The organism is Pseudomonas sp. NPDC089996, from assembly GCF_044748405.1.
In the GTDB taxonomy this organism is placed as follows: Bacteria; Pseudomonadota; Gammaproteobacteria; order Pseudomonadales; family Pseudomonadaceae; genus Aquipseudomonas.
The window spans coordinates 18,790-43,221 of record NZ_JBIVGA010000009.1; the positions used below are offsets into that span (position 1 = coordinate 18,790).

Consider the following 24,432-nt stretch of genomic DNA (forward strand, 5'->3'; position numbering starts at 1 on the left):
ATGGAGCAGCCTGCGCATTGGATCAGATGAGTGAGAGGCGGTCTATTCATGTCCACCGTAGAAAAGCAAAAAACCGGTCAGACCATGTACGGTGTCGAGCCCTATAAAGAGACCAAGGGCGAGGAGTACATGGGCGAGCCCATGCGCAAGCATTTCACCAAACTCCTCAATGCCTGGAAAGGCGAGCTGATGGTCAGTGTGGACCGTACCGTGGACCACATGAAGGACGAAGCAGCCAACTTCCCCGACCCGGCCGACCGTGCCAGCCAGGAAGAAGAATTTGCACTGGAACTGCGCAACCGCGACCGCGAGCGCAAGCTGATCAAGAAGATCGACAAGACCCTGCAGAAGATCCAGGACCAGGATTACGGCTGGTGCGATTCCTGCGGCATCGAGATCGGCCTGCGCCGTCTGGAAGCCCGTCCGACCGCCGACCTTTGCTTCGACTGCAAGGAAATCTCGGAGAAAAAGGAAAAGACCGTCGGCAAAGGCTGATTCTTCTCCCATCCGAACGGGGCGCATCTAGCGCCCCGTTTCATTTATATGCCCGGCAATGCCATGAAAGACTCCCGCTACATCGGCCGCTTCGCCCCCACCCCGAGCGGTTTCCTGCACTTCGGCTCGCTGGTTGCCGCCCTCGCCTCCTGGCTCGACGCCCGCGCTGTAAATGGCCGCTGGCTGCTGCGCATGGAAGACACCGACCCGCCCCGGGAAATGCCCGGTGCCCGCGACGCGATCCTGCAAACCCTCGAACGCTACGGCCTGGAATGGGACGGCGAGGTGGTGTACCAGAGCCAGCGCCACGATGCCTACGCTGCGGTGGTCGACCGCCTGTTCAGCATGGGCCTGGCATACGCCTGCACCTGTTCGCGCAAGCAGCTGGAGGGCCACAACGGCATCTACCCAGGCTTTTGCCGTAACGCCGGGCATGCCCGTGAAGGCGCGGCGATCCGGCTGCGGGTGCCGGAGCTGATTTACCGTTTCACCGACCGGGTACAGGGCGAGTTCCAGCAGCATCTGGGGCGTGAGGTGGGCGATTTTGTCATCCAGCGCCGGGACGGGCTTTACGCCTATCAGCTGGCGGTGGTGCTGGACGACGCCTGGCAAGGTGTTACCGACATCGTGCGTGGCGCCGACCTGCTCGACAACACCCCGCGCCAGCTCTACCTGCAGGAGTTGTTGGGCTTTTCGCAGCCGCGTTATCTGCATATTCCACTGATCGTGCAACCGGATGGGCACAAGCTGGGCAAGTCGTACCGTTCACCGCCGCTGCAGGCGGAGCAGGCGACGCCGCTGCTGTTGAGAGCCCTGCGGGCATTGGGGCAAGAGACCGATTCGCAACTGCTGCTGGCAACACCAGCCGAAGTGCTCGATAGGGCTCGCCAGCAGTGGCGGCCAGCGGCGATTGCCCGGCAGACCACGGTGCCAGAGGCTGATTTGCACTGAAACAGGCCTGGCCCTTTCGCGTGTAAACCCGCTCCCACAGGTTTTCCATAGCCCTCAGAATTGTGGTGATCCTGTGGGAACGGGTTTACCCGCGAAAGGGCCGCCACAGACAACCCCGCTCTCAAAATCAAAAGCCCATTAAATTCAACCCCTTGGCGAACACCATGGATTCCCGCTAGCATCCCCCCCGCCATTTGCGCCAATAATAAGTCCAAGCCCGCAGCGCCCAACCATCGAGGCCAGCATGTACATCTATCGTTTGGTCCTGCTACTGGTCGTGGGGATCTACCTGTTCTCCCCGGCCATCATGGACTGGTGGATCGAACCGACCGGTGCCTGGTACCGCCCCTACCTGCTCTGGCTGATCCTGATCGTCGTCACCTTCATCCTGCAGAGCCAACGAGATGCCGATGAGCTTTAGCCTGACCCAGATGATCCTGATCAGCGCCGGGTACCTCATGGTGCTGTTCGGCGTGGCCTGGATCAGCGAGCGTGGGCTGATCCCGCGTTCCATCATTCGCCACCCGCTGACCTACACCCTGTCCCTGGGCGTCTACGCCAGTGCCTGGGCCTTCTATGGCTCGGTGGGCCTGGCCTATCAGTATGGCTACGGTTTCCTCGCCTGTTACCTGGGAGTATCTGGTGCATTCCTGCTGGCACCGGTGCTGCTGTATCCGATCCTCAAGATCACCCGCACGTACCAGCTGTCATCGCTGGCCGACTTGCTGGCGTTCCGCTTTCGCAGCACCTGGGCCGGCGCCCTGACCACGCTCATCATGCTGATCGGCGTACTGCCCTTGCTGGCCCTGCAGATACAGGCGGTGGCCGACTCGATCAGTATCCTGACCGGCGAGCCAGTCAAGGCGCGGGTGGCCTTTGCCTTCTGTATCCTGATCATCCTGTTCACCATTTTCTTCGGTTCGCGCCACATCGCCACCCGCGAGAAGCACGAAGGCCTGGTTTTCGCCATCGCTTTCGAATCGGTGATCAAGCTGCTGGCCCTGGGCGGCATCGGTTTGTATGCCCTTTACGGCGTGTTCGGCGGCCCCCATGAGCTGGAAGTCTGGCTGCTGCAGAACCAGACCGCCCTGGCGGCGCTGCACACGCCGCTGCAGGAAGGCCCTTGGCGCACCCTGCTGCTGGTGTTCTTCGCCTCGGCCATCGTCATGCCGCACATGTACCACATGGCTTTCACCGAAAACCTCAACCCGCGCGCGTTGGTCAGCGCCAGCTGGGGCCTGCCGCTGTTCCTGCTGCTGATGAGCCTGGCCGTGCCGCTGGTGCTATGGGCCGGCCTGCGCCTGGGCGCCAGCACCAACCCCGAGTACTTCACCCTGGGCCTGGGAATCGCCGCCAACAACCAGGCACTGGCACTGGTCGCCTACGTCGGCGGGCTTGCCTCCGCCAGCGGGCTGATCATCGTCACTACCCTGGCCCTGTCGGGCATGGCCCTCAACCATCTGGTGCTGCCGCTTTACCAGCCACCGGCCGAAGGTAACATCTACCGCTGGCTGAAATGGACCCGTCGCGCGCTGATCGTCGCCATCATCACCGCAGGCTTTGTCTTCTACCTCACCCAGAACAACCACCAGAGCCTGGCCAACCTGGGCATCGTGGCCTTCGTCGCCACCTTGCAGTTCCTGCCTGGCGTGCTGTCGGTGCTGTACTGGCCCACCGCCAACCGCCGCGGCTTCATCGCCGGCCTGCTGGCAGGCACCTTGGTGTGGATGGTGACGATGCTATTGCCGCTGCTGGGCAATCTGCAGGGTTTCTACATTCCATTGCTGGACATGATCTATGTGCTCGACGACACCAGCTGGCACATGGCGGCCATCGCGTCGCTGGCGGCCAACGTGCTGTTGTTCACCCTGATTTCGCTGTTCACCAACGCCAGCAGCGAAGAAGTCAGCGCCGCCGAAGCCTGCGCCGTGGACAACGTGCGGCGCCCGCAACGCCGCGAATTGCATGCCGCCTCGCCACAGGAGTTTGCCACCCAGCTGGCCAAACCTCTGGGCGCCAAGGCCGCGCAAAAAGAAGTCGAACAGGCCCTGCGCGACCTCTACCTGCCGTTCGACGAGCGCCGCCCCTACGCCTTGCGCCGCCTGCGTGACCGTATCGAGGCCAACCTCTCCGGGTTGATGGGGCCGAGCGTGGCCCAGGACATGGTCGAGACCTTCCTGCCGTACAAGTCCGGTAACGAAAACTACGTCACCGAAGACATCCACTTCATCGAAAGCCGCCTTGAGGACTACCACTCGCGCCTCACCGGCCTGGCTGCCGAGCTCGACGCCCTGCGCCGCTACCACCGCCAGACCCTGCAAGAGCTGCCCATGGGCGTCTGTTCGCTGGCCAAGGACCAGGAAATCCTCATGTGGAACAAAGCCATGGAAGAGCTGACCGGGATTGCGGCCAAGCATGTGGTCGGCTCGCGCCTGATGACCATCGGCGAACCCTGGCGAGGCCTGCTGCAAGGCTTCATCAACGTGCCCGACGAACACCTGCACAAGCAGCGCCTGGCGCTGGACGGCCAACCGCGCTGGCTGAACCTGCACAAGGCGGCCATCGACGAACCCCTGGCACCAGGCAACAGCGGCCTGGTGCTGCTGGTGGAAGACCTTACCGAAACCCAGGCCCTGGAAGACAAGCTGGTGCACTCCGAGCGCCTTGCCAGCATTGGCCGCCTGGCTGCCGGCGTGGCCCACGAAATCGGCAACCCGATCACCGGCATTGCCTGCCTGGCGCAGAACCTGCGCGAAGAGCGCGAAGGCGATGGTGAAATCATCGAGCTGTCCAGCCAGATCCTCGAACAGACCAAGCGCGTCTCGCGCATCGTCCAGTCGCTGATGAGCTTCGCCCACGCCGGCGGCAGCCATCAGAACAGCGAAGAGCCAGTGTGCCTGGCCGAAGTGGCGCAGGACGCCATCGGTCTGCTGGCACTGAACCGGCGCAATTTCGAAGTGCAGTTCTTCAACCTCTGCGACCCGGACCACTGGGCCGAGGGGGATCCCCAGCGCCTCGCCCAGGTATTGATCAACCTGCTCTCCAATGCCCGCGATGCATCAAAGCCCGGCAGTGCCGTACGTGTGCGCAGTGAAGTCAGCGAGCACACCGTCGACCTGATCGTCGAAGACGAGGGCAGCGGGATCCCGAAGAGCATCATGGACCGCCTGTTCGAACCGTTCTTCACTACCAAGGACCCGGGCGAAGGAACCGGACTGGGGCTCGCTCTGGTCTATTCCATCGTGGAAGAGCATTATGGGCAAATCACCATCGACAGCCCGGCCGACATCGAACGGCAACGTGGCACCCGGATCCGCGTGACCCTGCCCCGGCATGTCGTAGCGACGTCCCCTGAAATTCGAGACCGTCGAGAGAATTGAATCAATGCCGCACATTCTGATCGTCGAAGACGAAACCATCATCCGCTCGGCCCTGCGTCGGCTGCTAGAACGCAACCAGTACCAGGTCAGCGAAGCCGGCTCGGTGCAGGAAGCCCAGGAACGCTTCAGCATTGCCACCTTCGACCTGATCGTCAGCGACCTGCGCCTGCCAGGCGCCCCAGGCACCGAGCTGATCAAGCTTGGCCAGGGCACCCCGGTGCTGATCATGACCAGCTACGCCAGCCTGCGCTCGGCGGTGGACTCGATGAAGATGGGCGCGGTGGACTACATCGCCAAGCCTTTCGACCACGATGAAATGCTTCAGGCCGTGGCGCGCATTCTGCGCGACCGGCAGAGCGCCCCGGCGGCCATACCCGCTGCCGCCGAGCCACGGGCCAACGGCAAGGCCGCGCCAGCCGACAAGGGCGCCGCCGCCGTCAATGGCGAGATCGGCATCATCGGGTCGTGCCCGCCGATGCAGGACATGTACAGCAAGATCCGCAAGGTCGCGCCCACCGACTCCAATGTGCTGATCCAGGGCGAGTCGGGCACCGGTAAAGAGCTGGTCGCCCGTGCCTTGCACAACCTGTCGCGGCGAGCCAAGGCGCCGATGATCTCGGTGAACTGCGCGGCCATTCCGGAAACCCTGATCGAATCGGAACTGTTCGGCCACGAAAAAGGCGCCTTCACCGGCGCCAGTGCTGGCCGTGCCGGCCTGGTGGAAGCCGCTGACGGCGGCACCCTGTTCCTCGACGAAATCGGCGAGCTGCCGCTCGAAGCCCAGGCGCGCTTGTTGCGCGTGCTGCAGGAAGGCGAAATCCGCCGGGTCGGTTCGGTTCAGTCGCAAAAGGTCGACGTGCGCCTGATCGCCGCGACCCACCGCGACCTGAAGAACCTGTCCAAAGCCGGGCAGTTCCGTGAAGACCTTTATTACCGTCTGCATGTGATCGCCCTGAAATTGCCGGCCCTGCGCGAGCGCGGCAGCGACGTCAACGAGATCGCCAGTGCATTCCTCGCCCGCCAGAGCGCGCGCATCGGCCGTGACGACCTGCACTTCTCGGCCGAGGCCGAGCAAGCCATTCGTCATTACAGCTGGCCAGGTAACGTGCGTGAACTGGAAAACGCCGTTGAGCGCGCGGTGATCCTGAGCGAGAGCGCGGAAATTTCCTCCGACATGCTGGGCATCGACATCGAGCTGAGCGACCTGGAGGAGGATGACATCCTCGACAATGCCCTGGTCGCAGCCAGCGCCAGCGCCAGCAGTGCCAGCCATGAGCCGACAGAGGACCTGTCGCTGGAGGATTATTTCCAGCACTTCGTGCTCGAGCATCAGGACCACATGACCGAGACCGAGCTGGCTCGCAAACTCGGTGTCAGCCGCAAGTGCTTGTGGGAACGGCGCCAGCGCCTGGGCATCCCGCGGCGCAAGAGCAACGCCACCAGCGACAACTGATTCGGATCTCCACTACCCTCTTCGCGGGCTTGCCCGCGAAGAGGCCGGCAAGGCCACAGCCCCTCCACAGGTAACACCTCAGTTCCCGCACAAATCTGTTACCCAACCTTTCCGGCGTAACAGTTCCCGAGGCGTACGGTAACGAAAAAGCTCCGTTTTCGACCTGCCGAAATTCGCCAAACCACCCCAAACCCTTGATTTTGCTGGGTTTCGAAAAGTTGGCACGGCACCTGCTATATGTCTTGTACAAGAACAATAACAAGCACAGCAACTCAGAATAAGAACAAGACGAAACGGCTCACGCACAATAAAAACAAGACGGCGGAGGCGCAGCTAACTGATTCTTTTGGAGAGGATGCGTGTTTGGGGCTTGCCCCACGACCAGGCAGAGAACAACAAAAACTGCACTTAAAAGCAGCGCCTGAACTGGTTGGATCGAAGGATCAACGTGACATCAGCGGCCAAAGCAATCCGTTTGCTCTTTACCCCCGGATTGGGGGTCGTCCACAAGCTTCGAGATTTGTGGACAGGGCACTCAACAAAAACAAGAAGCCCAGTAAAAAAACAATAAGAGCACGCAACGACTTCTTGGGGAGCTTAGGCTCCCCTTGTCGTTTCTCCCCTTTAGCAGGAGCTTCCTGCTACCGCCTACACCATTCCCCCAGTAAATGCTAGAATCCCCGCCCATCATGCGGCCATTCTCCTATTCTTGGCCGAACATTCCTTCAAACAGTGCATCCCATGCTGAAGAAGCTGTTCCAGTCGTTCCGCCCACCCGTACCGGGCCAGCACCACAGGCGCACTACGCCCGAGGTGATCAACAAGAGCCAACACTCGCTGCAGCGCCACCAGTTCAGCCGCCACGCGGTGAACATCGTCGAGCGCCTGCAGAGTGCGGGCTACCAGGCATACCTGGTCGGTGGCTGCGTCCGCGACCTGATGCTGGGCATCACGCCCAAGGACTTCGACGTCGCCACCAGTGCCACGCCCGAGCAGGTCCGTGCCGAATTCCGCAACGCGCGCATCATCGGCCGGCGCTTCAAGCTGGTCCATGTGCATTTCGGCCGCGAGATCATCGAAGTCGCGACATTCCGCGCCCACCACTCGGAAGACGACCAGGGCGACAGCCACCGTTCGTCACACAACGCCAGTGGTCGCATCCTGCGTGACAACGTGTACGGCACCCTGGAAGAAGACGCGCAACGCCGCGACTTCACCATCAATGCCCTCTACTACGACCCGGTCAGCGAGCGCATCCTCGACTACGCCAACGGCGTGCACGATGTGCGCAACCGCCTGTTGCGCCTGATCGGTGACCCGACCCACCGCTACCAGGAAGACCCGGTGCGCATGTTGCGTGCCGTGCGTTTCGCCGCCAAGCTCGACTTCGGCATCGAGAAACACACCTTCCAGCCGATCCGCAAGCTGGCCCCGATGCTGCGCGAAATCCCGCCAGCGCGCCTGTTCGAGGAATGCCTCAAGCTGTTCCTCTCCGGCCAGGGTGCCATCGCCTTCGAGATGCTGGTCGACCTGGAGTTGTTCGAGCCGCTGTTCCCAGCCAGTGCCCATGCCCTGGACGAGCGCCCGACCTACACCCATACCCTGATCAGCCAGGCGCTGAACAACACCGACCTGCGCGTCAAGCAAGGCAAGCCGGTGACCCCGGCCTTCCTGTTTGCCGCCCTGCTCTGGCCAGCCCTGCCAAGCCGTGTGCTGCATCTGCAGAGCCAAGGCGTGCCGCCGATCCCGGCCATGAACGGTGCAGCCCACGACCTGATTGCCGAGCAATGTGCACGCATCGCCATTCCCAAGCGCTTCACCCTGCCGATCCGCGAGATCTGGGACATGCAGGAACGTCTGCCGCGCCGCAGTGGTAAACGCGCTGACATGCTGCTCGACAACCCGCGCTTCCGCGCCGGCTACGATTTCCTGCTGCTGCGCGAAAGCGCCGGCGAGGAAACCGATGACCTTGGCCAGTGGTGGACCGACTACCAAGATGCCAACGACAGCGAGCGCCGCGAGATGATCCGCGAGCTCGGTAGCCGTGACGAAGGCACCGGTGCCGGCCCGCGCAAACGCAAGCGCAGTGGCAGCAAGCGCAAGCGCAGCGGTGGTGACGAGGCGTTCGAGTGACCACGCGCGCCTACATCGGCCTGGGCAGCAACCTGGACGCACCCGCCGAACAGTTGCGCAGTGCCATGCAGGCGCTTGATCAAGTCGACGGCAGCCGCCTGGTGGCGGCTTCGGCCCTGTACACCAGCGATTCGCTGCTGCCCGGCCAGCCGCGCTACACCAACGCCGTGGCCGCGCTCGACACCACCTTGGCCCCACTGGACCTGCTCGACGCCTTGCAGGCCATCGAGAACGAGCAAGGCCGTGTGCGCAAGGAACGCTGGGGCCCACGCACGCTCGACCTGGACATGCTGCTGTTCGGTGACCAAGTCATCGATGTGCCACGCCTGCAGGTGCCGCACTACCACATGCATGCACGCCCCTTCGTGCTGTACCCCTTGGCCGAACTGGTGGCGGATGACTTCTGCCTGGCCGATGGCCGTACCCTCGCCCAGTTGCTCGAAGCCTGCCCGTTCGTCGGCCTGGAACGCCTGTAAACCGGGTGTTTGAGACATTTACCAGGTCACGGTAACGCCAGTAACACCCTGTTAGTAACAATGCGGTAACAGGGTGATTGACTTCCCCCACCTCGCTCACGACTATAGGCGTCCCGTGTGGCACCAAAGTGCCGCATACCCGTATTTAGGCCCGGACGGACCTGTGCCCGAACATCACGCGCGATGATGTGCCGCTCCGGAAGATGACTACACGCGTTGTATGCAGTCGTTTTTCACAGCGCCTGAACGAGGATTTTCCTACATGCCTGAAGTAACCCTGACCACCCTGCATGGCTTGAAGGCCAAGGGTGAAAAGATCACCATGCTGACCTGCTACGATGCGACCTTCGCCAAGGCCTGCAGCCAGGCCGGCGTCGACGTGTTGCTGGTGGGCGACTCCCTGGGGATGGTCCTGCAGGGCCACGACAGCACGCTGCCCGTCACCACTGCCGAGATGGCCTACCACACGGCCTGCGTCAAACGCGGCAACGATGGCGCGCTGATCCTCGCCGACCTGCCGTTCATGGCCCACGCCACCCCCGAGCAGGCTTTTGCCAACTGCGCCACGCTGATGCAGGCCGGCGCCCACATGATCAAGCTCGAAGGCGCCGCCTGGCTGGCAGACACCATCCGCCTGCTGGCCGAGCGCGGCGTACCGGTGTGCGCGCACATGGGCCTGACCCCGCAGACCGTCAACGTGCTGGGCGGCTACAAGGTACAGGGCCGCCAGGAAGCCCAGGCGCGGCAGATGCGTGCCGACGCCATTGCCCTGGAACAGGCCGGCGCGGCGATGCTGCTGCTGGAATGCGTGCCCAGCGAGCTGGCTGCGGAGATCACCCAGGCAGTGGGTATTCCAGTAATCGGCATTGGCGCCGGTAGCGCCACCGACGGCCAGGTACTGGTGTTGCACGACATGCTGGGCCTGTCGCTGAGTGGCCGGGTACCCAAGTTCGTGAAGAACTTCATGGCCGGCCAGGCTGACATCCAGAGCGCCCTTACCGCCTACGTCAAGGCCGTCAAGGACGTTACCTTCCCTGCAGCCGAGCACGGATTCAGCGCATGAACACAGTCAAGACCGTCCGCGAACTGCGCGCCGCCGTCGCCCGTGCACGCGGTGAGGGCAAACGCATCGGCTTCGTGCCGACCATGGGCAACCTGCACAGCGGCCACGCCGCGCTGGTAACCAAGGCCGCCCAACGTGCCGATTTCGTGGTCGCCAGCATTTTCGTCAACCCCTTGCAGTTCGGTGCCAACGAAGATCTCGACAAATACCCGCGCACCCTCGCCGCCGACCAGGAGCGCCTGCTGCAGGCCGGTTGCAATCTGCTGTTCGCGCCCACAGTGGAAGAGATGTACCCCGATGGCATGAGCGTGCAAACCCGCGTCAGCGTGCCCAACCTGTCCGAAGGCCTGTGCGGTGCCAGCCGCCCCGGGCATTTCGAAGGTGTGGCGACCGTGGTCAGCAAGCTGTTCAACATGGTCCAGCCGGACCTGGCCGTGTTTGGCGAGAAGGACTACCAGCAACTGGCGGTGATCCGCGCCATGGTGCGCGACCTGAACATGCCGATCCAGATCATTGGTGAGCCGACCGTGCGCGCCGAAGATGGCCTGGCGCTGTCGTCACGCAATGGTTACCTGACGCCCGAGCAGCGGGCTACGGCGCCGGTGGTTTATCGCACCTTGCAGCAGATTGGCCAGGCGCTGGTACGCGGCCAGGTGGATTTCGCGGCACTGATCGAGGAAGGCAAGGCCCAGCTGAGCGCTGCCGGTCTGCGCCCGGATTACCTGGAAGTGCGCCATGCCCTGAACCTGCGCCCGGCAACCTTTGGCGACCGGGACCTGGTGATTCTTGCTGCTGCTTACCTGGGTAACACTCGGTTGATCGATAATTTGTATCTGCATCTGGACGAGAAGACCGCATAACCTTCCGGGGCTGCTTCGCAGCCCATTCGCGGCGGTTCGGCGCCCCGACAAGCCCGTTCCCATATGCCTATAATGATGGCCTGTCTGAACCCGGCAATCAGTGCCCTGTCCAAGGCTCACCCCGCATCAAGGAATTCCGCTCAATGGCGTATTACCGTACCCCCCACGATGTGACGGCCCTGCCTGCCTGGCAGGCCCTGCAGAAACACCGCGACGCCATGCAAGGCTTCAGCATGCGCGAAGCCTTCGCCGCCGACGCCAATCGCTTCGATCAGTTCTCCCTGAGCTGCTGCGGCCTTTTCCTCGACTACTCGAAAAACCTGATCACCGACGAGAGCCGCAATCTGCTGGTGAACCTGGCCGAACAGGTCGGCCTGCAGGATGCGATCAAGTCGATGTTCAGCGGCGAGATCATCAACGCCTCGGAAGGCCGCCCGGTGCTGCACACCGCGCTGCGCCGCCCGGTGGGCGACAAGCTCAGCGTCAACGGCGTCAACGTGATGCCGGAAGTGCACAAGGTACTCAACCAGATCACCGAACTGGTCGGCCGCATTCATGACGGCCTGTGGCGTGGCTACAGCGAAAAGCCGATCACCGATGTGGTCAACATCGGCATTGGCGGCTCGTTCCTCGGCCCCGAGCTGGTCTCCGAAGCCCTGCTGCCTTATGCCCAGCGCGGCGTGCGTTGCCATTACCTGGCCAACATCGACGGCAGCGAGTTCCATGAACTGTCGGCCAACCTGCGCGCCGAAACCACGCTGTTCATCGTCTCGTCGAAATCGTTCAACACTCTCGAGACCCTGAAGAATGCCATGGCCGCGCGCACCTGGTACCTGGCCCAGGGCGGATCGGAAGCCGAGCTGTATCGCCACTTCATCGCAGTGTCGAGCAACAAGGCCGCCGCCGTGGCCTTCGGCATTCGCGAAGAGAACATCTTCCCGATGTGGGACTGGGTAGGCGGGCGCTACTCGCTGTGGTCAGCCATCGGCCTGCCGATCGCCCTGGCCATCGGCACTGCAAACTTCAAGGAACTGCTGTCGGGTGCCTACACCATGGACCAGCATTTCCAGACCGCGCCGTTCGACAAGAACATGCCGGTGCTGCTGGCCCTGCTGGGCGTCTGGTATGGCAACTTCTGGAACGCCAACAGCCACGCCATCCTGCCGTACGACCATTACCTGCGCAACATCACCAAGCACCTGCAGCAGCTGGACATGGAGTCCAACGGCAAGAGCGTGCTGCAGGATGGTACCCCGGTCAAGACCGATACCGGCCCGGTGATCTGGGGCGGCGTCGGCTGCAACGGCCAGCATGCCTACCACCAGTTGCTGCACCAAGGCACTCAGCTGATCCCGGCCGACTTCATCGTCCCCGTGGTCAGCTTCAACCCGGTGGCCGACCACCATCAGTGGCTGTACGCCAACTGCCTGTCGCAGAGCCAGGCGCTGATGCTCGGCAAGACCCGTGAAGAAGCCGAGGCCGAACTGCGTCAGAAGGGCCTGAACGAGGCGGACATCGAGAAGCTCGCGCCGCACAAGGTGATCCCGGGCAACCGCCCGAGCAACACCCTGGTGGTCGAGCGCATCAGCCCGCGCCGCCTGGGTGCACTGGTGGCGATGTACGAGCACAAGGTGTTCGTGCAAAGCGTGATCTGGGGCATCAACGCCTTCGACCAGTGGGGCGTGGAGCTGGGCAAGGAACTGGGCAAGGGCGTGTACCAGCGCCTGGTGGGCAGCCTGGAAGACAGCGCCGAAGATGGCTCCACCCAGGGTCTGATCAACTACTTCCGCGGCCGTCACCGCGGCTGACCTGCTCTTTGTGGGAGCGGCCTTGTGTCGCGAAAGGGGTGCGTAGCGCCCCCAGGATCTGAGCTTCGCAGCTGATATCGCCGGGGCCGCTTTGCGGCCCTTTCGCGACACAAGGCCGCTCCTACAACAGCCCTCAGGAACATCACCGCTAGCTACACTGTCCATCGAATAGCCGTTGCCGTCCCTCCGACAAGAGCAGGACCACCCGCCATGTTCGATATCAAGCAGTATCCCCACGCCCTGGCCGTCAGCCAGTCCGCCGGCCTCACCCACGACGACTACCAGCGCCTTTACCGCCAGTCGATCGAAGACCCCGACACCTTCTGGGCCGAACAGGCCAGACGCCTGGACTGGATCAAACCCTGGTCGAGCGTGCAGCAATGCGACCTGAGGACCGGCAAGGCCCTTTGGTTTGACGGTGCTCAGTTGAACGTCAGCTACAACTGCATCGATCGTCACCTGGCCCAGCGCAGCGAGCAGACCGCCCTGCTGTGGGAAGGCGACGACCCCACGGACTCCAAGTCCATCACCTACCGCGAACTGCACGGCCAGGTCTGCCGCCTGGCCAACGCCCTGAAGGCTCGCGGCGTGAAAAAAGGCGACCGGGTGTGCATCTACATGCCGATGATTCCCGAGGCCGCCTACGCCATGCTCGCCTGCACACGCATCGGCGCCATCCACTCGGTAGTGTTCGGCGGCTTCTCCCCCGATGCCCTGCGTGACCGCATTCTCGATGCCGACTGCCGCACCGTGATCACCGCCGATGAGGGCGTGCGCGGTGGCAAGCGCATACCGCTCAAGCACAATGTCGACAAGGCCCTGGCCAGCTGCCCTGAGGTCAGCAGTGTGTTCGTGGTGCGTCGCACCGGCGGTGATGTGGCCTGGAGCGAGGGCCGCGACGTCTGGTACCACGAAGCGACCGAAAAGGCCGGTGACGATTGCCCGCCCGAGCCGATGGGCGCCGAAGACCCTCTGTTCATCCTTTATACCTCCGGCAGCACCGGCAAGCCCAAGGGTGTGCTGCATACCACCGGTGGCTACCTGCTGCAGGCGACCATGACCTTCAAGGTGGTGTTCGACTACCGCGATGGCGAAGTATTCTGGTGCACGGCCGACGTCGGCTGGGTCACGGGCCACAGCTACATCGTCTACGGGCCATTGGCCAACGGCGCGATTTCACTGATGTTCGAAGGCGTACCCAACTACCCGGACACCTCGCGTTTCTGGCAAGTGGTGGACAAGCATCAGGTGAATATCTTCTACACCGCGCCCACCGCTCTGCGCGCGTTGATGCGTGAAGGTTCGGCACCGCTGCAGAGCACCTCGCGCAAAAGCCTGCGCCTGCTCGGCAGCGTGGGCGAACCGATCAACCCGGAAGCCTGGGAGTGGTACTTCGAAGAAGTTGGGCAGAAGCGTTGCCCCATCGTCGACACCTGGTGGCAGACCGAAACCGGCGGCATCATGCTCACGCCGCTACCGGGGTCGCAAAGGCTCAAGCCTGGCTGCGCCACTCAGCCGATGTTCGGCGTGCAACCGGCGCTGCTGGACGAAAAAGGCCAGCTGATAGAAGGCCCCGGTGCCGGCCTGCTGGTGATCAAGGCCAGCTGGCCTGGGCAGATCCGCAGCGTGTATGGCGACCACCAGCGCATGGTCGACACCTACTTCAAGCCCATGCCCGGCTACTACTTCACCGGTGACGGCGCCCGCCGCGATGCCGACGGCGATTACTGGATCACCGGCCGCATCGATGATGTGATCAACGTTTCCGGGCACCGCATCGGTACCGCCGAGGTAGAAAGCGCGCTGGTGCTGCACGACAGCGTCGCCGAGGCGGCCGTGGTTGGCTACCCCCACGACCTCAAGGGCCAGGGCGTGTATGCCTTCGTCACGACCATGAACGGCATTACCCCGGACGACACGCTCAAGGCCGAGCTGCTGGCGTTGGTCAGCAAGGAGATCGGCAGCTTTGCCAAGCCGGAACTGATCCAATGGGCGCCGGCCTTGCCCAAGACCCGCTCGGGCAAGATCATGCGGCGTATACTGCGCAAGATCGCCTGCAACGAGCTGGACAACCTTGGCGACACCTCGACCCTGGCCGACCCGAGCGTGGTGCAGGGCCTGATCGACAAACGCCTCAATCAATAGCGGGCGGCCACTTGCCATGGCCGTCCTGACACACAGGACGCCATGGAAGCCCTACGCCGCCGTATCGAAACCCAGGTCATGAGCCTTACCGGGCTGGCCCTCGGCCAGCTCGACCTCGAATCCCCCAAGGGCGACCCTGGCCTGTTCGGCCCGCACAGCATCAGCTGGCGGGTGCATGGCGACTTCCCGAGCATGTTGGTCGGCGGCATCAGCGCCCTGATGCTGCAGCTGCTGCACCCGTTGGCCCTGGCCGGGGTGTGGGACCATTCCAACTTCCGCGAAGACCTGCTCGGCCGCCTGCGCCGCACCAGCCAGTTCATCTCCGGCACCACGTTCGGCTCGACCCGTGATGCCGAATGGCTGATCGACAAAGTGCGCACCATCCACCTGCAGGTCACCGGCATCGCACCCGACGGCAGCCCCTATGCCGCCAGCGACCCGGACCTGCTGACCTGGGTGCACGTCGCTGAAGTCAGCAGCTTTCTCGCCGCCCACCTGCGTTACCGCGACCCTCAGTTGTCACGCGCCGACCAGGATGCCTATTACGCGGAAATCGCCCTTGTCGCCGAACGCCTCGGTGCCCGCGACGTGCCCCGCTCCTGCCAGCAGGTCGAGGACTATCTGCAGCGAATGCGCCCACAACTGCAATGCAGCGCGCGCAGCCTGGAAGTGGTCGGCATTCTGCTCGAAGCCCCTGCCCCGAGCCGCCTTGCCGAGCCGGTCGGCAAGCTGATGCTGCATGCAGGCATCGACCTGCTGCCGGACTGGGCCCTGGCCATGCTCGGCCTGCAGCAAGGGCCGCTGCAACGGCACATGATCCGCTTTGGCCTGCGCCGCACAGCGCCGGTCCTGCGCTGGGCCATGCGTGACGGCTCGGCACACCGGGCGAGGCGACGCATGGGCATCGAGTGACGGGAAAATGGTCGCCCCAGCGGAACCGATTTAACGTGCCATACTCCAAGCACTCCTGCTTAGACAGACGATGCGACACATGTACAAAGGATTGACTCGCGCACTCGGCGCCCTGTTGGCTCTCGTGGCCCTCTACAGCTTGCTCGGTTTCCTCATTCTTCCCGGTGTCGCCTTGCGCATCGCCAACCAGCAGCTGGCGCAATACGCCAACGTGCCGGCGCACCTGCAACGTATCGAACTCAACCCTTTCAGCCTTGAGCTGACGCTGTGGGGCCTGCAGATCGGCGAGCCCGGCAAAGAGCAGGTCGGCTTCGAACGGCTGTATGCCAACCTGGCACTGGACAGCCTGTGGATTCGCGCCCTGCACCTGCAGGCCATCGAGCTCGACAAGCCACGCAACGAGGTGCTGTTCGCCAAGGACGGTACGCTCAACCTGACGCAGCTGTTCAAGTTGCCTGCCAGCGAAGCCAAGCCGGACGAGCCCCCCGGCGACCCCTTTCCGCTGCGTATTGGCAGCATCAAGCTCAGTGGTGGCTACCTGCATTTCCAGGACCTGCGCCCGAGCGAGCCGATCGAGTTCGTCTACGACGACATGAACCTGGAGCTGAAGAACCTCAGCACCCTGCCGGACGATAATGCCGACATGACCCTGGTGGCGCTTGGCCCCAACGGCGGGCGGGTTGACTGGAACGGCACCCTCAGCCTGTCGCCGATCGCCTCGGAAGGTACGCTGAAGGTCACCGACGGCAAGCTGAAGCTGTTCTGGCCCTATGTGCGCGATGCCGTGCCCCTTGTGCTTGAAGACGGCGTGTTCAACCTCGACACCCACTACAAGCTCAACCTGTCCAAGGACACCGAGCTGCTGCTGGACAATACCTTGGTCAAGGTCGCGCCCTTCGCCATCAAGGCCCCGGATGGCCGGCCACTGGTGCGCCTGGCCAACCTGGAGGTAAGCGAGACGTCGATCGACCTGGCCAAACAGCTGGTCACCGTCGGCAAGGTTCGCAGTGAAAAACTGGAAACCTGGGCGGCACTGGAGCCGGACGGCCAACTCGACTGGCAGAAGCTGTTCGCCAGCCAGCCGGCCAAGCCCAGCCCGAAGGAAAAGGCCGAGCCGGCAGCTGCCGAGCCAACGCCTCAAGAGCAAGCCGCGAAGGCGCCAGGCAAGCCTTGGCAAGTGCTGCTCAAGGACGTTCAGCTGCGCAACTACCAGGTGCACCTCGCCGACCGCAGTCAGAAGGAACCGGTGGCACTGGACGTTGGCCCGCTGAACCTCGACATGCAGGGTTTCGACAGCCTCAACCAGTCGCCTTTCACCCTCAAGCTCGACACCGGAGTGGGTAAACAAGGCAAGCTGCAGGCGGCCGGTGAAGTGAACCTGGCGCCGGTCACCGCCAAGCTCGATGTCAGCACCCAAGACATCGACCTGCGTGTCGCCCAGGCCTACATCAGCCCGTTCATCCGCCTCGAGCTGCGCAGCGGCATGCTTGCCAGCGACCTCAAGGTCGACCTCAAGAGCACCGAGCCGCTGGCCTTCACCGTCGCTGGCAAGGCCCAGGTCAACCAGCTGCACACCCTGGACACCATCAAGGGCCGCGATTTCGTCAAATGGCAGCAAGTCAACGTCGATGGTTTGTCGTATGTGCACGGTGACGCCGTGTCGATCGACAAGGTGACCCTGCTGCAGCCCTACGCGCGCTTCATCATCAACGAAGACCGCACCACCAGCGTCGACGACCTGCTTATCCCGCAACCGGCCGGCGCGCCTGCCAAGCGCTCGGCCCAACCCGCCAGTGCCGCTGCCAGCAAGCCCTTGGGCATCCGCATCGGGCAGATCGATATCAACGATGGCTCGGCCAATTTCGCCGACCTGACCCTGACGCCGAATTTCGCCACCGCCATCCAGCAACTCAATGGCCGGATCGGCACCATCGACAACCGCAAGCCGGCACCGGCCAAGGTCGATGTGAAAGGCAAGGTCGACCGTTATGCACCGGTCACCATCAAGGGCGCACTCAACCCGTTCAACCCGCTGGCCAGCCTGGATATCGCCACCAGTTTCAAGCGTGTCGAGCTGACCACCTTGACGCCCTACTCCGGCAAGTTCGCAGGCTTCCGCATCCGCAAGGGGCGGCTGAACCTCGACCTGCACTACCTGATCACCAACGGCCAGCTCAAGGCCGAGAACAAGCTGGTGGTCGAGCAATTGCAGCTGGGTGAGAAGGTCGACAGCCCCGATGCGGTGGACTTGCCGATCCGCCTGGCGGTTGCGTTGCTCAAGGACACCGAGGGCAAGATCTCCATCGAACTACCGGTTTCCGGAGACCTGAACAACCCGCAGTTCAGCGTCATGCCTATCGTCTGGCAGACCCTGCGCAACCTGGTGCTGCGTGCGGCCCAGGCCCCGTTCAAGTTCATTGGTGGGCTGATTGCCGGTGGTGGCTCGGAAGACCTTGGCAGCGTGGCCTTCGCCCCTGGCTCCAGCGAGCTCACCGGTGATGCACAAGCGGCCCTGGACAAGCTGGCGTCAGCACTCAAGGAACGCCCGGCGCTTCGTCTGGAAATCGAAGGCACAAGCGCCCAGAGCAGCGATGGCCCGTTGATCGCAGAGCAACGCCTGGAGCGTGAATACCAGGCGACCTGGTACAAGATCCTGCAGCGCCGTGGTGACAAGGTACCGGCCAACGCCTCGATGCTGCAGGTCGATGACAGCGACAAGCCGGCGATGCTTGAAGGCATCTACCGTACACGCCTGAAGCAGCAGCCTCCGGCCGAATGGCAAGAACTTGGCCGGGAGGAGCGCACCACCAAGCTGCGCGAAGCGGTGATCAAGTCGTGGGCTGAAAGCACTGCGTTGCTGCGTACCCTTGGCCAGGAGCGGGCCAGCAGCATCAAGGACTACCTGGTCGACAAGGGCAAGCTCGAGGATGACCGGGTGTACTTCATCGATACCAGCCTGGGCCAGGCCGAAAGTGATGGGCGGGTGATTACCCCGATGCACCTGGATGCCGAATAAACAACTGGCCTGACGCGGTCGCTGTAGGAGCGGCCTTGTGTCGCGAAAGGGCCGCAGAGCGGCCCCGGCAATCTCGGCGTCGCCTGTGACTTCCTGGGGCCGCTCTGCGGCCCTTTCGCGACACAAGGCCGCTCCTACAAGTCGGCGTCAGGCCAGCCGTTGCCCTGACACCGACGGATGATACAGCGGCTGCACCTTGTTCCCCGCCGGGTCCAGCAGGTGGAAGCTGCGTGCCCCGTCACCATGGTTGAACGGCTTGTCGAGCAAGGTGACCCCACACGCCTTGAAGTACTGGTACCAGGCCTCCAGCTCCTCGACGGTGTCGACGATGAACCCGTAATGGTCGAGGGTCTGCAGCCCATTGGCCGCCCCTGCTCCACGCCCCAGCGACAGGTTGTCGTTTCCGCAGGTCAGGTAAACCAGGTCCTCGTTGGCCCGGTTCAGCACCTCCATGCCCATCACGTCGACATAGAAACGCTCGCACTCCTCCAGGTTGGGCACCAGCAGGGCAATATGGCGCAGACCATTCAGGCGACCGGGGCGAGCAGGTAATTCGGACATTGGCGCGACTCCACTTTTGTATACAATTCAGAATTGAATTTAAAACAAAAGGAGCGTCATGTGTATAGCCTGTTCATCAAGACCCGTGTCAAGCCCGGTTGCGCCGAGGCTTTTTTAACCGCCATCAAGGTCAATGCTGCGGCCTCCGTCGCTACCGAGCCAGGCTGCCTGGTGTTCGACGTGTCACAGGACAGGGTCGACCCGGACGTGATCTACCTCTACGAAATCTACCGCGACGACGATGCATACGAAGCGCACACTCAAACCGCTCACTTCCGCGACAGTCGCCCACTGGTCGAGCCGCTTGTGATCGAACAGGAGTGTTTCGAGAGCGATGTGGTTGCACGCAACCCTGTTTACTAAGGCCAAAATGAAAACCCGGCGTGAGCCGGGTTTTCGTGAAAGTGGCCAAATCCTTTTGGCCGACGGGACATCCCTTATTCGGCTTTCAAGCCGTCGGACATGACGCTCTTGACGCCTTTGATGTTCTTGGCGATGCGAACAGCCTCGTCTTTCTGCGAATCGGTCACTTTCACGTCCGAGGACAGCGAAACTACGCCTTGGCTGGTTTCGACTTTGATGTCGCTGCCTGGAATGCCTTTCTCAGTCATCAGATCGGCTTTGACCTTGGTAGTGATCCAGGTATCCGAACCTTCCTGCTGCATGTTGTCCACAGTGTTGGCAGCCATCATCATTGGCGCCTGTGTGGCTTGGGCGGCGAACGCACCGTTAGCCATGGTCAGGGTCAGAGCGGTTGCAGTAGCGGCAGCAATGGCGAACTTCTTCATGTGGGTCACTCCTGTTATTCGAAAGGTCTGCGCCGTATGTCCTGGCGGCAGGTGAGAAGGTAGTTGCATGTGCTGTGCCAGCTTTTCCGCTTCGCTTGTTTCCTTATAAATCAACAAGTTACACGCATGGCAAACTAATGAATGTCGTGCATTTTGCAATCAGGCCGGAAAACCTGCATGCAAGATGCAAGTCCGCAAAAAGTTCCAAGGCCCCATGAAAAAAGGGCCCCGAAGGGCCCTTTCATGTTGCGTGCAATCGCTTAGACGCCCGAGGCCTTGGCCGCGGCAACGTCCTTGATCGACAGCTTGATACGGCCGCGGTTGTCCACGTCCAGTACCAGCACTTCGACTTCCTGGCCTTCTTTCAGCACGTCGGTCACTTTCTCTACGCGAGCATCGCTCAGCATCGAGATGTGCACCAGGCCGTCCTTGCCAGGCAGGATGTTGACGAAGGCGCCGAAGTCGACGATGCGCTCGACCTTGCCGACGTAGATCTTGCCAATCTCGGCCTCGGCGGTGATGCCCAGGATGCGCTGCTTGGCAGCCTCTGCCGCTTCCTTGGATTCGCCGAAGATCTTGATCGAGCCGTCGTCTTCGATGTCGATCGAAGCCTTGGTCTCTTCGCAGATGGCGCGAATGGTGGCGCCGCCTTTGCCGATGACGTCACGGATCTTGTCGGTGTCGATCTTCATCGCGATCATGGTCGGGGCGTTGGCCGACAGCTCGGTACGCGACTCGCCAATGATCTGGTTCATCTGGCCGAGGATGTTCAGGCGCGCTTCCAGGGCCTGGCCCAGGGCGATTTCCATGATCTCTTCGGTGATGCCGTTGATCTTGATGTCCATCTGCAGCGCGGTAACACCTTTGGCGGTACCCGCAACCTTGAAGTCCATGTCGCCGAGGTGGTCTTCGTCACCGAGGATGTCGGTCAGGACTGCGAACTTCTCGCCTTCCTTGACCAGGCCCATGGCGATACCGGCAACCGGCGCCTTCATCGGTACACCAGCGTCCATCAGTGCCAGGGAAGCGCCGCAGACCGAAGCCATGGAGCTGGAACCGTTGGACTCGGTGATTTCCGAAACCACGCGGATGGTGTACGGGAACACGTCCGCAGCTGGCAGCATGGCCTGAACCGAACGACGGGCCAGGCGGCCGTGGCCGATTTCGCGGCGGCCGGCACCACCCATGCGACCACACTCGCCTACCGAGAACGGTGGGAAGTTGTAGTGCAGCATGAACGGGTCTTTCTTCTCGCCTTCGAGGGTGTCCAGCAGCTGGGCGTCACGTGCAGTACCCAGGGTCGCAACGACCAGGGCCTGGGTTTCGCCACGGGTGAACAGCGCCGAACCGTGGGTCTTCGGCAGCACGCCGACTTCGATGTTCAGCGGGCGCACGGTCTTGGTGTCGCGGCCGTCGATACGTGGCTTGCCGTTGACGATGTTTTCGCGAACGGTGCGGTATTCGATTTCGCCGAAGATTTCTTTGACTTCGCCGGCCGAAGGCTGGCCTTCTTCACCGGAGAACTTGGCGATCGCCTGATCGCGCAGCTCGCCCAGGCGTGCGTAGCGGTCAGCCTTGACGGTGATGGTGTAGCCCTGGGAAACGGCTTCACCGAACTCGGCACGGATGGCGTTGAACAGTTCGGTGTTGGCAACGGCCGGTTTCCAGTCCCAGGTCGGCTTGGCAGCTTCGGCAGCCAGCTCTTTGACAGCCTGGATAACAGCCTGGAATTCGTCGTGGGCGAACAGTACGGCACCCAGCATCTGGTCTTCGGTCAGCTCTTGCGCTTCCGACTCGACCATCAGCACGGCATCGGAAGTACCGGCAACGACCATGTCCAGGCTCGAGGCAGCCAGCTGCTCGTAGGTCGGGTTCAGCAGGTAGCCGGTGCTTTCGTGGAAGGCAACGCGGGCAGCGCCGATCGGGCCTTCGAACGGAATGCCGGAAATGGCCAGGGCAGCCGAGGTACCGATCATCGCAGCGATGTCCGGGTCGGTCTTCTTGCTGGTGGAAACGACGGTGCAGACAACCTGCACTTCGTTCATGAAACCTTCAGGGAACAGTGGGCGGATCGGACGGTCGATCAAGCGCGAGGTCAGCGTCTCTTTCTCGGAAGGACGGCCTTCACGCTTGAAGAAGCCACCTGGGATCTTGCCGGCGGCGTAGGTCTTTTCCTGGTAGTGGACCGACAGCGGGAAGAAGCCCTTGCCTGGGTCGGCCTGCTTGGCACCGACCACGGTCACCAGCACGGTGACGTCGTTGTCGACGGTAACCAGCACGGCGCCGGTTGCCTGACGGGCGATACGGCCCGTTTCGAGAGTAACGGTCGATTGACCGAACTGGAATTTCTTGATTACCGGGTTCACGGTTTCCTACCTTTTCAGTGGCTCTGGGGGAACTGGTTTCTTGCGAATTCTTGGGCAGAACAGGGAATCGGCCCCGTTGACCGTCCAGATACAACACGAGGCTGGGAACCTGGCGCCAAGCGGTAAAAACCGCTCAACGTTGCCAGGCTGCCAACCTCGAAGATACGCGTGGCGTGTCCGATGGAAACGCTGCCAGGCAGCGCTCCCAAAGCATGCAACACGCCATGCACACCACTGACCAGGCCGCTATTAGCGACGCAGGCCCAGGCGACCGATCAGGGCGCTGTAACGAGTGGTGTCTTTGCCCTTCAGGTAGTCCAGCAGCTTACGACGCTGGTTAACCATACGGATCAGGCCACGACGCGAGTGGTGGTCTTTACCGTTGGCCTTGAAGTGGCCTTGCAGCTTGTTGATGTTCGCGGTCAGCAGAGCGACCTGAACTTCAGGGCTACCAGTGTCGCCAGCAGCTTGCTGGTAGTCGGTAACGATTTGAGCTTTTTCTTCAACGCTGAGGGCCATGAGGCTTCTCCTGATAACGGAACCCGCGAACGGGTCCAATAGGCCAGGGACTGATCCCTGTATTAATAAAAAAGGTGTGACCGTGCCTACTGACAGCCACCCTTGTATCCGCACGTTACAGCCAGAGCCGGAACCTGCGGTTTCGATCATTCAGACCGAATCAGTCGACGCGGCGCAATGCGCCCGTCTTCGCTCACTTCACCGATACCGATGAAACGACCATTGTGATCCTGTACCCGGACCATGCCGAATTGCGGCGCGTCCGGAGCGCGTACTGCCTGGCCATGCAGCCAGTAGAATGCGCTGTGTTCGGACAGGCCAACCAGCGGCCAATCCAGCAAGCCACTGTCAGAAGGCATCAGGAAACGATCGAGCGCTTCATTGCCGCCTTCGGCGTGGGCCTGTTCAAGTGCTTCGAGGGTCACGGTCTGGGCCAGCTCGAAGGGCCCGGCGTGGGTCCTGCGCAGCTCGGCAACATAGGCACCACAGCCAAGCGCTTCGCCGATATCCTCCACCAGGGTGCGGATATAGGTGCCTTTGCTGCATCCTACGCTCAGCCGTGCACGAGTGCCTTCGCACTCGAGCAACTCCAAGCGGCCAATAGTAACAGAACGCGCCTCGCGCTCCACTACCTCTCCTGCACGCGCCAACTTGTAAAGCGGCTGGCCATCACGCTTGAGTGCCGAGTACATCGGCGGTATCTGGCTGATCGGACCGCGAAAACGTGGCAGCAGGGCCTCGATATCGGCACGACCAACGGTCACCTCACGCGTCTGCAGAACCTCGCCTTCAGCGTCGGCCGTATTGGTAGTCTGCCCCAGCTGCATGACCGTTTCGTAGCCCTTGTCGGAATCGAGCAGGTACTGCGAGAACTTGGTCGCTTCGCCAAAGCACAACGGCAGAACACCGGTGGCCAGTGGATCGAGGCTGCCGGTGTGGCCGGCCTTCTCGGCATTGAGCAACCAGCGGACCTTCTGCAACGCGGCGTTGGAGGTAAAGCCCAGCGGCTTGTCGAGCAGGATGATGCCGCTGACGTTGCGACGGATACGTTTGACCTGGGCCACCACTTACTCCTTGGCGTCCGGCTCGTCGGCATCCTTGTGCAGGCGGTCTTCGGCCACTGCACGCTCGATCAGCGCCGACAGGTGGACACCGCGGCTGACACTTTCATCGAAGTGGAAGTGCAACTGCGGCACGCTGCGCAGCTGCATCGAGCGGCCCAGGTGCAGGCGCAGGAAGCTGGCGGCGCTGTTCAGGGCCTTGAGCGACTGCTGCACGGCGTCAGGGGCTTCTTCGCCCATGACGGTGATGAAGACCTTGGCATGGCCCAGGTCGCGGCTGACATCCACGGCGGTGATGGTCACCAGACCGACGCGTGGGTCCTTGACTTCACGGCGGATCAGCTCGGCCAGCTCGCGCTGCATCTGATCACCGATACGTTGGGTACGGCTGTATTCTTTGGCCATTCTTGCTACCTGTAACTTAAAGCGGCAAACGCCCGGTGAG

Annotated in this window: 20 protein-coding genes; 14 read left to right on the forward strand and 6 right to left on the reverse strand. The window is 62.4% G+C overall.

The window, feature by feature from the left end; translation table 11 throughout:
• The first annotated feature begins 48 nt into the window (after window positions 1-48).
• From dksA to ACIPW4_RS16925, 13 genes are all read left to right on the forward strand, one after another.
• Entirely contained in the window at window positions 49-495 is a 447-nt protein-coding gene (gene dksA / locus ACIPW4_RS16865) for an RNA polymerase-binding protein DksA (protein ID WP_103448934.1), read from the forward strand.
• Between the two features lie 63 nt (window positions 496-558).
• The gene (gene gluQRS / locus ACIPW4_RS16870) at window positions 559-1,446 is read left to right on the forward strand and encodes a tRNA glutamyl-Q(34) synthetase GluQRS (protein ID WP_400659737.1); all 888 of its coding nucleotides are present in this window, start codon (window positions 559-561) and stop codon (window positions 1,444-1,446) included.
• Between the two features lie 244 nt (window positions 1,447-1,690).
• Window positions 1,691-1,867 (forward strand): hypothetical protein, encoded by a 177-nt coding sequence (locus ACIPW4_RS16875; RefSeq protein WP_003250005.1) that lies wholly within the window; start codon window positions 1,691-1,693, stop codon window positions 1,865-1,867.
• On the forward strand, window positions 1,851-4,826 hold the full coding sequence (locus tag ACIPW4_RS16880) for a sensor histidine kinase (RefSeq protein ID WP_400659740.1): 2,976 nt from the start codon (window positions 1,851-1,853) through the stop codon (window positions 4,824-4,826). Before ACIPW4_RS16875 ends, ACIPW4_RS16880 begins: the two co-directional genes overlap by 17 nt.
• Window positions 4,827-4,830: 4 nt before the next feature.
• On the forward strand, window positions 4,831-6,279 hold the full coding sequence (locus ACIPW4_RS16885; RefSeq protein WP_400659742.1) for a sigma-54-dependent transcriptional regulator: 1,449 nt from the start codon (window positions 4,831-4,833) through the stop codon (window positions 6,277-6,279).
• A gap of 741 nt (window positions 6,280-7,020) precedes the next feature.
• Window positions 7,021-8,412 carry a polynucleotide adenylyltransferase PcnB gene (locus tag ACIPW4_RS16890; RefSeq protein WP_400659745.1) on the forward strand — a complete coding sequence of 464 codons (1,392 nt, stop codon included), beginning with the start codon at window positions 7,021-7,023 and terminating at the stop codon, window positions 8,410-8,412.
• Entirely contained in the window at window positions 8,409-8,888 is a 480-nt protein-coding gene (gene folK, locus ACIPW4_RS16895) for a 2-amino-4-hydroxy-6-hydroxymethyldihydropteridine diphosphokinase (RefSeq protein WP_400659746.1), read from the forward strand. Before ACIPW4_RS16890 ends, folK begins: the two co-directional genes overlap by 4 nt.
• 262 nt (window positions 8,889-9,150) lie before the next feature.
• Complete coding sequence (gene panB / locus ACIPW4_RS16900; protein WP_400659748.1) at window positions 9,151-9,951, forward strand: 3-methyl-2-oxobutanoate hydroxymethyltransferase; 801 nt, start codon at window positions 9,151-9,153, stop codon at window positions 9,949-9,951.
• Window positions 9,948-10,811 (forward strand): pantoate--beta-alanine ligase, encoded by an 864-nt coding sequence (panC, locus tag ACIPW4_RS16905; protein ID WP_400659751.1) that lies wholly within the window; start codon window positions 9,948-9,950, stop codon window positions 10,809-10,811. Before panB ends, panC begins: the two co-directional genes overlap by 4 nt.
• 143 nt (window positions 10,812-10,954) lie before the next feature.
• The gene (pgi, locus tag ACIPW4_RS16910) at window positions 10,955-12,619 is read left to right on the forward strand and encodes a glucose-6-phosphate isomerase (protein WP_400659753.1); all 1,665 of its coding nucleotides are present in this window, start codon (window positions 10,955-10,957) and stop codon (window positions 12,617-12,619) included.
• Between the two features lie 210 nt (window positions 12,620-12,829).
• Window positions 12,830-14,764 (forward strand): acetate--CoA ligase, encoded by a 1,935-nt coding sequence (gene acs, locus ACIPW4_RS16915; RefSeq protein ID WP_400659755.1) that lies wholly within the window; start codon window positions 12,830-12,832, stop codon window positions 14,762-14,764.
• Window positions 14,765-14,806: 42 nt separating this feature from the next.
• Window positions 14,807-15,676 carry an oxygenase MpaB family protein gene (locus ACIPW4_RS16920; RefSeq protein ID WP_400659758.1) on the forward strand — a complete coding sequence of 290 codons (870 nt, stop codon included), beginning with the start codon at window positions 14,807-14,809 and terminating at the stop codon, window positions 15,674-15,676.
• 79 nt (window positions 15,677-15,755) lie between these two features.
• Window positions 15,756-18,692, forward strand: coding sequence for a DUF748 domain-containing protein (locus tag ACIPW4_RS16925; protein WP_400659759.1), 2,937 nt, complete (start codon window positions 15,756-15,758; stop codon window positions 18,690-18,692).
• A gap of 147 nt (window positions 18,693-18,839) precedes the next feature.
• On the opposite strand, the gene ACIPW4_RS16930 is transcribed toward ACIPW4_RS16925, so the two are convergent.
• Window positions 18,840-19,253: a VOC family protein gene (locus ACIPW4_RS16930; protein ID WP_400659760.1), complete on the reverse strand. Its 414-nt coding sequence runs from the start codon at window positions 19,251-19,253 to the stop codon at window positions 18,840-18,842.
• A gap of 60 nt (window positions 19,254-19,313) precedes the next feature.
• Here ACIPW4_RS16930 and ACIPW4_RS16935 point away from each other — a divergent pair, with 60 nt between their 5' ends.
• The gene (locus ACIPW4_RS16935; RefSeq protein ID WP_400659762.1) at window positions 19,314-19,616 is read left to right on the forward strand and encodes a putative quinol monooxygenase; all 303 of its coding nucleotides are present in this window, start codon (window positions 19,314-19,316) and stop codon (window positions 19,614-19,616) included.
• A gap of 74 nt (window positions 19,617-19,690) precedes the next feature.
• Here ACIPW4_RS16935 and ACIPW4_RS16940 read toward each other — a convergent pair whose 3' ends face one another.
• The 5 genes from ACIPW4_RS16940 to rbfA all read right to left on the reverse strand — a co-directional run bounded on the left by ACIPW4_RS16940 (window position 19,691) and on the right by rbfA (window position 24,392).
• Complete coding sequence (locus ACIPW4_RS16940) at window positions 19,691-20,041, reverse strand: BON domain-containing protein (RefSeq protein ID WP_400659764.1); 351 nt, start codon at window positions 20,039-20,041, stop codon at window positions 19,691-19,693.
• A gap of 260 nt (window positions 20,042-20,301) precedes the next feature.
• A complete protein-coding gene (pnp, locus tag ACIPW4_RS16945; protein ID WP_400659767.1) occupies window positions 20,302-22,407 on the reverse strand; it encodes a polyribonucleotide nucleotidyltransferase in 2,106 nt (701 codons plus the stop codon).
• A gap of 249 nt (window positions 22,408-22,656) precedes the next feature.
• Window positions 22,657-22,926: a 30S ribosomal protein S15 gene (gene rpsO / locus ACIPW4_RS16950; RefSeq protein WP_016489163.1), complete on the reverse strand. Its 270-nt coding sequence runs from the start codon at window positions 22,924-22,926 to the stop codon at window positions 22,657-22,659.
• Between the two features lie 146 nt (window positions 22,927-23,072).
• Window positions 23,073-23,990 carry a tRNA pseudouridine(55) synthase TruB gene (gene truB, locus ACIPW4_RS16955; protein WP_400659770.1) on the reverse strand — a complete coding sequence of 306 codons (918 nt, stop codon included), beginning with the start codon at window positions 23,988-23,990 and terminating at the stop codon, window positions 23,073-23,075.
• A gap of 3 nt (window positions 23,991-23,993) precedes the next feature.
• The gene (gene rbfA / locus ACIPW4_RS16960; RefSeq protein WP_033696035.1) at window positions 23,994-24,392 is read right to left on the reverse strand and encodes a 30S ribosome-binding factor RbfA; all 399 of its coding nucleotides are present in this window, start codon (window positions 24,390-24,392) and stop codon (window positions 23,994-23,996) included.
• Window positions 24,393-24,432: the final 40 nt, after the last annotated feature.

Bases quoted from the DNA above. Each gene is read 5' to 3' on its own strand.
- ACIPW4_RS16880 (WP_400659740.1), top strand. From the start codon at position 1,851: ATGCCGATGAGCTTTAGCCTGACCCAGATGATCCTGATCAGCGCCGGG.
- panC (WP_400659751.1), top strand. From the start codon at position 9,948: ATGAACACAGTCAAGACCGTCCGCGAACTGCGCGCCGCCGTCGCCCGT.
- ACIPW4_RS16920 (WP_400659758.1), top strand. From the start codon at position 14,807: ATGGAAGCCCTACGCCGCCGTATCGAAACCCAGGTCATGAGCCTTACC.
- panB (WP_400659748.1), top strand. From the start codon at position 9,151: ATGCCTGAAGTAACCCTGACCACCCTGCATGGCTTGAAGGCCAAGGGT.
- ACIPW4_RS16930 (WP_400659760.1), bottom strand. From the start codon at position 19,253: ATGTCCGAATTACCTGCTCGCCCCGGTCGCCTGAATGGTCTGCGCCAT.
- ACIPW4_RS16890 (WP_400659745.1), top strand. From the start codon at position 7,021: ATGCTGAAGAAGCTGTTCCAGTCGTTCCGCCCACCCGTACCGGGCCAG.
- pgi (WP_400659753.1), top strand. From the start codon at position 10,955: ATGGCGTATTACCGTACCCCCCACGATGTGACGGCCCTGCCTGCCTGG.
- ACIPW4_RS16925 (WP_400659759.1), top strand. From the start codon at position 15,756: ATGTACAAAGGATTGACTCGCGCACTCGGCGCCCTGTTGGCTCTCGTG.
- dksA (WP_103448934.1), top strand. From the start codon at position 49: ATGTCCACCGTAGAAAAGCAAAAAACCGGTCAGACCATGTACGGTGTC.
- ACIPW4_RS16885 (WP_400659742.1), top strand. From the start codon at position 4,831: ATGCCGCACATTCTGATCGTCGAAGACGAAACCATCATCCGCTCGGCC.
- gluQRS (WP_400659737.1), top strand. From the start codon at position 559: ATGAAAGACTCCCGCTACATCGGCCGCTTCGCCCCCACCCCGAGCGGT.
- rpsO (WP_016489163.1), bottom strand. From the start codon at position 22,926: ATGGCCCTCAGCGTTGAAGAAAAAGCTCAAATCGTTACCGACTACCAG.
- ACIPW4_RS16875 (WP_003250005.1), top strand. From the start codon at position 1,691: ATGTACATCTATCGTTTGGTCCTGCTACTGGTCGTGGGGATCTACCTG.
- rbfA (WP_033696035.1), bottom strand. From the start codon at position 24,392: ATGGCCAAAGAATACAGCCGTACCCAACGTATCGGTGATCAGATGCAG.
- ACIPW4_RS16940 (WP_400659764.1), bottom strand. From the start codon at position 20,041: ATGAAGAAGTTCGCCATTGCTGCCGCTACTGCAACCGCTCTGACCCTG.
- acs (WP_400659755.1), top strand. From the start codon at position 12,830: ATGTTCGATATCAAGCAGTATCCCCACGCCCTGGCCGTCAGCCAGTCC.